This is a genomic window from Leptolyngbya sp. FACHB-8 (assembly GCF_014695575.1).
Lineage (GTDB): Bacteria > Cyanobacteriota > Cyanobacteriia > Elainellales > Elainellaceae > Vacuolonema.
Genome location: NZ_JACJOO010000004.1, coordinates 1 through 8,614, shown reverse-complemented (window position 1 = coordinate 8,614; position 8,614 = coordinate 1). Strand labels below are relative to the sequence as shown.

Annotated in this window: 11 protein-coding genes and 1 pseudogene; 8 read left to right on the top strand and 4 right to left on the bottom strand. The window is 48.1% G+C overall.

The genetic code is table 11. The features are described 5' to 3' along the window. Window positions 1-117 precede the first annotated feature (117 nt). Together H6F91_RS00090 and H6F91_RS00085 are read left to right on the top strand one after the other, a co-directional pair. A complete protein-coding gene (locus tag H6F91_RS00090) occupies window positions 118-957 on the top strand; it encodes a hypothetical protein (protein ID WP_199307553.1) in 840 nt (279 codons plus the stop codon). Between the two features lie 163 nt (window positions 958-1,120). Next, on the top strand, window positions 1,121-1,762 hold the full coding sequence (locus tag H6F91_RS00085; protein WP_190789170.1) for a cytochrome P460 family protein: 642 nt from the start codon (window positions 1,121-1,123) through the stop codon (window positions 1,760-1,762). A 20-nt stretch (window positions 1,763-1,782) separates the two neighbouring features. Here H6F91_RS00085 and H6F91_RS00080 read toward each other — a convergent pair whose 3' ends face one another. Next, the gene (locus H6F91_RS00080; RefSeq protein ID WP_190774974.1) at window positions 1,783-2,220 is read right to left on the bottom strand and encodes an ester cyclase; all 438 of its coding nucleotides are present in this window, start codon (window positions 2,218-2,220) and stop codon (window positions 1,783-1,785) included. A gap of 37 nt (window positions 2,221-2,257) precedes the next feature. Continuing rightward, window positions 2,258-2,584: pseudogene (locus H6F91_RS00075) on the bottom strand (SDR family NAD(P)-dependent oxidoreductase); the annotation flags it as partial. Between the two features lies 1 nt (window position 2,585). On the opposite strand from H6F91_RS00075, the gene H6F91_RS00070 reads away from it, so the two are divergent. Continuing rightward, complete coding sequence (locus H6F91_RS00070; RefSeq protein WP_190774975.1) at window positions 2,586-3,512, top strand: LysR family transcriptional regulator; 927 nt, start codon at window positions 2,586-2,588, stop codon at window positions 3,510-3,512. A 67-nt stretch (window positions 3,513-3,579) separates the two neighbouring features. On the opposite strand, the gene H6F91_RS00065 is transcribed toward H6F91_RS00070, so the two are convergent. Both H6F91_RS00065 and H6F91_RS00060 read right to left on the bottom strand, forming a co-directional pair. Further along, the gene (locus tag H6F91_RS00065; RefSeq protein WP_206754878.1) at window positions 3,580-3,747 is read right to left on the bottom strand and encodes a CGNR zinc finger domain-containing protein; all 168 of its coding nucleotides are present in this window, start codon (window positions 3,745-3,747) and stop codon (window positions 3,580-3,582) included. Window positions 3,748-4,227: 480 nt separating this feature from the next. Further along, the gene (locus H6F91_RS00060; RefSeq protein WP_190774976.1) at window positions 4,228-4,860 is read right to left on the bottom strand and encodes a TetR/AcrR family transcriptional regulator; all 633 of its coding nucleotides are present in this window, start codon (window positions 4,858-4,860) and stop codon (window positions 4,228-4,230) included. A 127-nt stretch (window positions 4,861-4,987) separates the two neighbouring features. On the opposite strand from H6F91_RS00060, the gene H6F91_RS00055 reads away from it, so the two are divergent. The 5 genes from H6F91_RS00055 to H6F91_RS00040 all read left to right on the top strand — a co-directional run bounded on the left by H6F91_RS00055 (window position 4,988) and on the right by H6F91_RS00040 (window position 8,533). Further along, window positions 4,988-6,259 carry a glycosyltransferase gene (locus H6F91_RS00055; RefSeq protein WP_190774977.1) on the top strand — a complete coding sequence of 424 codons (1,272 nt, stop codon included), beginning with the start codon at window positions 4,988-4,990 and terminating at the stop codon, window positions 6,257-6,259. Window positions 6,260-6,328: 69 nt separating this feature from the next. Beyond that, window positions 6,329-6,916 carry a TetR/AcrR family transcriptional regulator gene (locus H6F91_RS00050; RefSeq protein ID WP_190774978.1) on the top strand — a complete coding sequence of 196 codons (588 nt, stop codon included), beginning with the start codon at window positions 6,329-6,331 and terminating at the stop codon, window positions 6,914-6,916. A gap of 71 nt (window positions 6,917-6,987) precedes the next feature. Beyond that, the gene (locus H6F91_RS27425; RefSeq protein ID WP_199307551.1) at window positions 6,988-7,320 is read left to right on the top strand and encodes an SDR family NAD(P)-dependent oxidoreductase; all 333 of its coding nucleotides are present in this window, start codon (window positions 6,988-6,990) and stop codon (window positions 7,318-7,320) included. A 103-nt stretch (window positions 7,321-7,423) separates the two neighbouring features. Then, window positions 7,424-7,984 carry an SDR family NAD(P)-dependent oxidoreductase gene (locus H6F91_RS27420; RefSeq protein ID WP_199307550.1) on the top strand — a complete coding sequence of 187 codons (561 nt, stop codon included), beginning with the start codon at window positions 7,424-7,426 and terminating at the stop codon, window positions 7,982-7,984. A 123-nt stretch (window positions 7,985-8,107) separates the two neighbouring features. Continuing rightward, window positions 8,108-8,533, top strand: coding sequence for a hypothetical protein (locus H6F91_RS00040; protein ID WP_190789169.1), 426 nt, complete (start codon window positions 8,108-8,110; stop codon window positions 8,531-8,533). The last annotated feature ends 81 nt before the right edge of the window (window positions 8,534-8,614 follow it).

Sequence of the window (8,614 nt, the reverse complement as noted above, 5' to 3'; positions counted from 1 at the left end):
TTTAATCATCTCCTCCATTTACGCTTAGCCTGGGTCAACCAGTGCTTCGATCCTCTATTTGCAGACCAAGCATTAGCCCCAAAACTCTACTCCCCCAACCAGTAGATGCGCCCTGCAGTGACCTTTCATCCTAATGGGGCAGGGGCAGAAACCCCTCTAGCTCTCATCCCGTTTCGCGCAGGGCAATTAGGACAACCGACCTATCTTGAATTAACCCGTGTGCCGGGTGGACAGGAGTTAATCCACGCAGAATGGCACCCGACGCAAGATCTGTTAGCTCTTGTCAATGCAACCACCGTAGAAGTGTCATTTGCTCGCCTGAATCGCCAGGGAAATACACTCAGCCTTGAACCTTGGGGAAATGTGGTAAAAGTTGAAAAAGCCCCCTTTATGGCTCGATTTACACCGGATGGTCGCCATGTGATTATCAATGGGTTGTATTGGGGACCTGATGTGGAAGGACGATGGAGTGAAGCACCACGCGGGAGTGTAGTCAGTATTCGACTAGAGGCAGGCACGCAGGCGGATGGTTCGCCGCGCCATGCACTGGTGTCACGGGCGATGACGGGTGTAAGCCCAGAAGGATTAGCCATCAGTCCGGATGGTCGCTATGTTGTCACGACTAATTTGGAGCGGAGTTATCTCCCCTATGACGACGATCGCATCACCTGGTTCTCGTCTTTGACATTGATGACGTTGGATCCGCAAACAGGACAGTTAAATCGCGTAGCCGATTATCCGTTTGATGGGATCTTGCCAGAAGCGGCTACCTTTGATGCATCGAGTCAGTACCTTGCAGTGGTCAATTACGATTTCTTTGACGATCGCACTCCAGGCGGTTCGATCGACTTCTGGCGCATTGCGAGTGATCCTCTTAATCCACAGCCGATGCTCGTTCAAACCCGTTATTCGGTTCCGGTGACAAGAGGCGCACATTCAATGGTGTTAGTTCCCTGACAGTGGCAGATTTTTCTTACCTTACACATGAGAAAAAAATTTACGCTACGGATTCCCGCACAGATTTCTGAATTCGTTTCTCAGTGATGTGTAAAAACTGCTGCACAACGGGTGAAAAGTTATCACGACGATCCAATGACAGTTAGTTTTTGGAGACTGGCTCATGCACAAATTTTTGCTCGTTAAATGTCACTGGATGAAATGGATGGTTTTGTTTTTGAGTACTCTTGTCTTAGCAGTCATTCTGTCTCAAATATTGAATCGATCTCCATCCCTTTCTTACAGAACAAACTCATCAAATCAATCTTCAACTGAATCATCTCCAATCACGAATGTGACGACTGATGAAGTACAAGTTCAATCAAAATACGATCGCTCTTTAGCTCATTACGCTACGGTACCTCGTAATGATGGATTGTTTCGTCAAATGTTTGTGAATGAAGAAGTAATCGCTTCCATCCAACCAGGAAAACCCTTACCTGATGGAACCTTGATTGTGATGGAAACCTGGTATTCTCCTGAAAATTTGGGGACTGTGTTCGTCAAACAAAAGCAAAACGGCGAATGGCAATATGGTTCATTCAGTCCCGATCGCCCCAATTACCAAATGCGGTTCAGTAATAGTTGTCACAGTTGCCATGCTCCATTTCCAGAAACAGATTCTACTCTAACAAAACCACTTTTAGAAGCTGCTTTGCAAACTCGTCAGGTGCAAACTGCTTATTGCGATCGTGCTGGACGAACTCCCTGCGCTCCAGAAGCCTATATTCCCGATACTGACACTGCAATGGTTTTTCTCAATTAGTTTGTTTCACCCATCCTCAATTAACCTTTGAGTAGTGTCGCCTTAACGACCGTATCGGTACTTCGCAGCATCCGTAATGGCTTGATAAGCTTACCTTCTCGTAGCCGCATGACATGAGTTTCAATAAACGTGATATCCCGGTTTGTAGCGGGAACACCAAAGAACTCTTTGGCATGTTTTTGCACCGATCGAAACCGAACCGCTACCCGATCACCAGCTGCAAACATATCTTCAACTATCATCTCGAAGCCCGGAAGGGGAGGAAAGGCATCAAAAAATGCACTAAACACTTGCTTGTAAGCTTCACGTCCATCAATAGGTCCATCGGGTTTTAACCCGGTGATTGCCTGTACATTTTCGTCCAGCACATCCGCCGCTACAGTCATATCGCCTTTACCCAAAAACTGCTCAATGAAGATACGAGCGATCGCCAAATTTTGTTCTTCCGTTGGAGTCATGATCCTTGATTTCCTGCTGTAGTTGATTGATTTGAACCTACCAGGCGAGTGTCACTGCACCCCCAGCCTTCCGCATCTCTGCAAAAAACTTGCCCTGTGCCCCACCCTCTGGAAGCGTTGCCAGATAGACGGCAGTTTCAGCACCCTCATCGGCTGTGAACGGCGCATTAGAACCCCCCATATCTGTTTGCATCCAGCCAGGAGAATAAGCATTGACCAAAATATTGGTGCCCTGAAGTTCCTTTGCCCAGAGTGCCGTTAGTCCATTCAGCCCAACTTTAGACAAGCGATAAGACGGAGCTAGGGGATAGTAATCGCTGCCCATTGAAGTAAGAGAAGCCATTTCAGTAGATACGTTAACAATAATGAAATCGATAAACCTGGCAGCGATCGACTTAAATCTGTTGGTTGCCTTTGAAGCACTTCTAGAGCAGCAGAGCGTTACAAAAGCTGCCGAGCAGCTTCAGATTGGTCAGCCTGCCATGAGTGCAGCCCTCAGTCGTTTACGGATTTTGTTTGAGGATGAGTTGTTTGTGCGGCTAGGGCGACAGATGCAGCCGACGCTCAAAGCTCAAGCAATCGCCCCAGGTATTTTGGCGGCATTGCAACAGATCCGCCAAGCCGTCACTGCTAGCCAAACCTTTGAACCATCCATCAGCGATCGCACCTTTACGATCGGTAGTTCAGACTACACCAGCTTTGTTCTGATGCCGCCGCTACTGAAGTTTAGCCTTCAAAATGCTCCCTCCATCAACGTTCAAATGATTGAATTTGAGAAGGACAGGGTTGGAACTTTGTTAGAACAAGGAGAAATCGATGTGGCATTGGGTGTGTTTCCTGATCCACCCCGACAAACGCAATGGGAACCCATCTTTGAAGAACGCTTTGTGGGAATTGCCCGTCGAGGACATCCGGCTATCCAGCAAGGCACGATGAGCTTAAAAGCCTTTGCCCAGTTTCCTCATGCCCTCACAACGTTACGTCGAGATACAGCAGGTGCTATTGACAAGGCGTTGAATAAGCAAAACTTAGAACGTCGAGTTGCATTCACAACGCCGCACATGATGGTTTTGCCGTTTGCGATCGCATCAAGTGATTTAGTTGCAGCACTCCCCCGACGCATTGCATTGCGTTTAGCAAATGTCTGTAATTTAACCATTTTTGAACTACCCGTCAATACAAAAGCGTGGACGGTTTCCATGTTGTGGAGTGCTTTGAGCGATCAAGATGAAGCGAATCGTTGGTTACGCAACAGAATCAAAGCAATTTCTCAGACGATCGAGACAAGTTAATCTACTTGATGCAGCGAGTTCCATATAACAATTCTCACTGCGAGCGTCAGGGAGAGGCGATCGCACTCTACTTCTTCTGTTTGCGGTCATAGTGTCGATTTGCTTTAGCACGATTGCCGCAGTCTTCCATATCACACCAGCGGCGACTGCGATTGCGGCTGAAATCAAGAAAAAACCAGCCACAACCAACTCCTGCACATTCCCGCAGGCGATCGCAATCTGAGGCAGTCAACACATTGGCAGTCGAGCGAACAATTTGCCACAGAACGAAATCAAGTTGATTTGTCTCTGTCCACTACCAGGTGAAGCTAGAATTGGTTGCCCTCTGATTTTGCCTGCTCTTCAACAAACAATTGGATTAGTTTATATTGTGCTATTTAGCTGGAAAATTGAAGTAAGTCTTCAATTTTCGTCAACGATTCCAATCCAAATTTGGCTAATGGCAGCACTATCGGGAATTGTGCAGTATGCGTTGGCATTCTGGTTTTATTTAAGTGCAATCCGATTAATGCCCGTCGGCGTTGCGGCTCAATTTCTCTCTAATCCCTGTGTTTGGTGTCGGTGGCGCGTATCTATTTCTGGGTGAACGTCTTACCGTTATATAGGGCATGGAGATGACGATTACGATCGCCGCTGTTTCACAAATTTCTCGTTTGCAATCGAGTCATGAGCAAATTGGTGATTACTCAATCATCGAGGCATCAAGTACTTACTGCTACTCTTCTGGAAATGGTTCTAATGCTTTGAATGCGATCGCCTCCGCATCATCGTTATGAACTCCCAACGATTTAAGAATTAACTTTGTAATTTGTTCTGGATAGTTCGGTTCGGTATGTCCCTTTAAAGTGGTTCGCATTGCCATCAGTGACGTTCCTAAAACAAGATCCACTGTGGCTTGCACACTGTCTACGTGAAACCGTTCCAGTCGGATTCCCGCTTCTAAATCTGATAGTAGACCCCGTTCGATCGTTTCACTTAAAGGGGCTGCCACTAATCCAATGCGGACAATCACCCAACCCCAAGTGGCATCTCGCATCGCTTGATGGAGAAACTGCCGCAAACCGATCGCCATTCGTTCTGCCGGGTCTGAGATCGCGGCGTACTGTGCCCAAATCTTTTGATTCATCACATCACTCAGCGATGCGGCAACGGCTCTCAATACATCCTCGCGAGTCTGGAAATAGTTGTAAAACGTTCCTCTGGCAACGCCCGCCTCAGCAATGATGTCGTCAATCGTCACCGCATCCGTTTCTTTTCGAGCAAAGACTCGATATGCAGACTCGATCAGGTGCGATCGCGTTCGTTCCCGTTTTTCCATGCCAATAGAGGCTCGACGAGAGGGCTTCATGAAACTTGCTTTGAACGATACCGAACTTAGCATACCCCATCGTTGACACTTCTATCAAAGTGACGTTATTGTCATTTTGACAATAACGTCATGCAAGTTCTAGTCCATCACATAGGAGGCAGCCGCAATGCGTATCGCCATCATTGCTTTGGGGAGTCAGGGAGATGTACAACCCTACATTGCACTGGGGAAAGGGCTAAAAGCGGCAGGTTATGAGGTTCGCTTACTAACCCATGAAAACTTTGGAGGATTAGTCACCTCGCATGGACTAGAGTTCTGCCCCATGCAGGGAAACGTGCAAGAACTGATTGAAACGCCTGAAATGCGCGAATTGACGGCAAAGGGAAACTTTGTGACTATGACCCTAAAGACAGCAAAAGAAACCGAACGGGTGTCTGTTCAATGGGCGCAATCAGGGTTAGAAGCCTGTCGCGGTATGGATTTGCTGATAGCAGGAGTGGGAGGGCTGTATCTTGCTCTCTCCTTTGCTGAGAAGTTAGAGATTCCCCTGCTGCCAGCCTTTGTGTTTCCCTTCACGCCCACCCGAACGTTTCCGGGAGTTTTGTTTCCGCAGTCGCTCAACCGTTGGGGAGGAACTGTCAACTGGTTGTCTCATCAAGCCTTGAGGCAAATCATCTGGCAAGGTTCCCGTTCAGGCGATACCGCTTCCCGTCAGCAAGTTCTCGACTTACCCACCTCTCCCTTTTTCGGGCCCCACCAGTCTCCCTATTTACATCGCTTGCCAACCCTCTACGGGTTCAGTCCTTCTGTTCTTGCAAAGCCGTCGGATTGGCAGAATACCCATGTCACCGGCTATTGGTTCCTAGATGCCGCCTCCGATTGGACTCCCCCGACCGATCTGGTGAACTTTCTAGAGGCAGGTCCACCCCCGGTTTACATCGGCTTTGGCAGTATGGGCAATCGCGACCCTGAAGAGACGGCTGAACTTGTTTTACAAGCCCTTAAAAAAACGGGGCAACGGGCGATTCTGTCGGCTGGCTGGAGTGGAATGCGAACAGAAAATCTGCCAGACAACGCTTTTCTCGTCAATTCGGTTCCCCATGCGTGGCTGTTTCCACGGGTTGCGGCGGTTGTGCATCATGGGGGTGCAGGTACAACAGCGGCAGGACTTCGGGCAGGGGTTCCGACGATCATTATTCCGTTTTTTGGCGATCAGGGCTTTTGGGGGCAACGGGTCGCAGACTTGGGCGTAGGAACCACACCGATTCCCCGCAAACAGCTTACAACAGAGCGATTAGCACAAGCGATTCAAACGGCAGTGAGCGATCGCACAATGCGTCAGCGTTCGGCAGACTTAGGCGCAGAAATTCGCAGTCAAGATGGAGTCGCGAGTGCCGTAGCCATTATCAAAAAACTTGAGGTAGAAGGAAACGCTTGACGGCTTTTTGCACACTCGCTATATTACTTACTATAAGTTAAGTAAGTCACCTGTTCGAGCAGAAAAAGTGTGAGTGCCAAGGCAAAATCTGGAGATTCGCGGGAGCAATTGCTGCAACTAGCTGAAGCTCTGTTTGGTGAGCGAGGCTATACAGCCGTTACCTTGCGAGACATTGCAGATGCCTTTAAGGTGCGTCAGGCTGCCCTTTACTACCATTTTCCAGGTGGTAAGGAGGAGTTGTTTGTTGAGGTGATGAAGCGCAGTTTTGTGCGCCACCAAGACGGTTTAAACCGCGCTATTTCTCAGGCAAAACCTAACCTGTCCTGCCAGCTGAATCAGATGGCAGATTGGTTGCTGGCACAACCCCCACTCGACTTGACTCGTCTAGCGCGATCGGATCTCCCAGCACTTTCTCCAGAACATGCTCAAACTCTGCATGAGTTGGGCAATGTATCGCTCGTAGAGCCAATCCAGCAGGTTTTGGCACAGGCGTATGAGCGAGGAGAAATTCGCTTAGTGGATTCCAAACTGATGGCTACGATGTTTCTCTCTCTCATCGATACCGCCCACGATATGCATCGTTACAAAAACATTCCCAAGCAGGTTTTAGCCAAGGATATGATCGACATCCTGCTAGATGGAATGCGCCGCCGCTAATTTTTTTTACTCGTTTACTTACTTAATTTTAAGTAGATAACATCTCGCTAATCAATTAAGGAGATATAGCAATGATGGTCGTAAAGCATGGAGTGGCATTGGTTACGGGTGCATCTTCTGGCATTGGAAGAGCGACCGCGATCGCCCTCAAATCAGCCGGATTCATCACCTATGCAACCGCTCGGAATCCGCAAACATTGAGCGATTTGGCTGCAAAAGGGTGTCATGTTTTGCAACTTGACATTACAGATGAATCGTCAATGCTAGCTGCTGTGCGATCGATCGCAGCAAAGCATAATGCAATTTCTGTGTTAATCAACAATGCGGGCTATACCCAGATTGGTCCCTTAGAAGAATTAACAATGGAAGAGATTCGTCGCCAGTTCGAGACTAATAACAAGTAAGGTTAAATGCACACAACAAAAAGCAAGGTGACGCAAAGCGTCACCTTGCTTTTTGTTGTGTGCATTTAACACGACATGATATAATACATTTGGTCTACTGCGAATGTGTCAACTGGTACTGCCAGGGATGCGATCGCAAGGCTATGGACGCATTATCAATGTCAGCTCGATGGGCGGAAACTTCACCACACCTGGCAACGGTGCTTATCATGCCAGTAAGTATGCCGTCGAATCATTTACCGATGCGCTGCGCTATGAGGTACAACCGTTTGGTGTGGATGTCGTTTCGATTCAACCAACGGGAGTGCGAACGCCATTCGTTGAAAAGCTCTATGCACTGATGCCTCAAACGGGTAATGAAAGCCCCTATGCGAATTTCAAGCGAAACATTGAAGCGCGTGTTCGACAGATGTTTGCAGAAAATGCCTGGGGCGTTCTGAATCCAGAGGATGTTGCGAAGGTGATTGTGCAGGCGGCTCTTGTGCGTCGTCCTCGGACTCGTTACCAAGTCGGATTGAGCGGCAAGATTTTCATTTGGGTTCGTCGTTTGTTATCCGATCGCGCCTGGGATGCACTCATGTCTCAAATGTTTCCAATGGGTCAGGGGTCAAGTTCCAAAAATCGCAAGACTACACAGGTTCAAGATTTCAGCATGATGGACTAATTGAATTGTTTGATGCAGGTAAACATTTTTCTGGTTCTAAATAAGTTTGTGTTTTGTGACAGAATGCCTCCTCGACCGAGAGAACTCCTATGCTGAAGGTAAGCACTGTGGAGGATACCCTCTATGACAGAGCAGAAGAAACGGGGCATTGCGGGCGACAAAACTATTTGCCTACCCCTGGCTGAGGATGCCAATTATGACGAATTGGTAGACGATACCAAAGCCTTCCGGTCTTATCTCGACCCAATGATTGATACCCATCCCGAAATCTTTCCCCAGGGCATGGAGCAAGGGTATTGCTTTCATGGGTTTGTTGAATCGGGCAAACTGCATCTGAAGACTCGTCGGATTCGGCTGAAGTGTAATGGCCAAGCCTATCAACTACGACCTGATACGGTGATGCCCTACATGATTGGGTCAACCGAAGGGGTGGAAAAAGGGTTGTATTGGAGGCGCTATGGTGTCCCTTATGAAGGGATCGCCCATGTCCTCGGACACTCAGCGATGTACTGGTATCCTAAGTACCGGACAAAAGCTTGCAAAGATTGAGTAGGAGAGGGTTTCATGAGAATTACCACATTCATCCACGAAACCCTCATGAACCAGATTACTCTAATCCGAAAAACATTG

Coding starts and splice junctions, on each gene's coding strand:
- H6F91_RS00085 (WP_190789170.1), top strand. CDS start 1,121: ATGCACAAATTTTTGCTCGTTAAATGTCACTGGATGAAATGGATGGTT.
- H6F91_RS00080 (WP_190774974.1), bottom strand. CDS start 2,220: ATGACTCCAACGGAAGAACAAAATTTGGCGATCGCTCGTATCTTCATT.
- H6F91_RS00070 (WP_190774975.1), top strand. CDS start 2,586: ATGAAATCGATAAACCTGGCAGCGATCGACTTAAATCTGTTGGTTGCC.
- H6F91_RS00060 (WP_190774976.1), bottom strand. CDS start 4,860: ATGAAGCCCTCTCGTCGAGCCTCTATTGGCATGGAAAAACGGGAACGA.
- H6F91_RS00055 (WP_190774977.1), top strand. CDS start 4,988: ATGCGTATCGCCATCATTGCTTTGGGGAGTCAGGGAGATGTACAACCC.
- H6F91_RS27425 (WP_199307551.1), top strand. CDS start 6,988: ATGATGGTCGTAAAGCATGGAGTGGCATTGGTTACGGGTGCATCTTCT.
- H6F91_RS27420 (WP_199307550.1), top strand. CDS start 7,424: ATGTGTCAACTGGTACTGCCAGGGATGCGATCGCAAGGCTATGGACGC.
- H6F91_RS00040 (WP_190789169.1), top strand. CDS start 8,108: ATGACAGAGCAGAAGAAACGGGGCATTGCGGGCGACAAAACTATTTGC.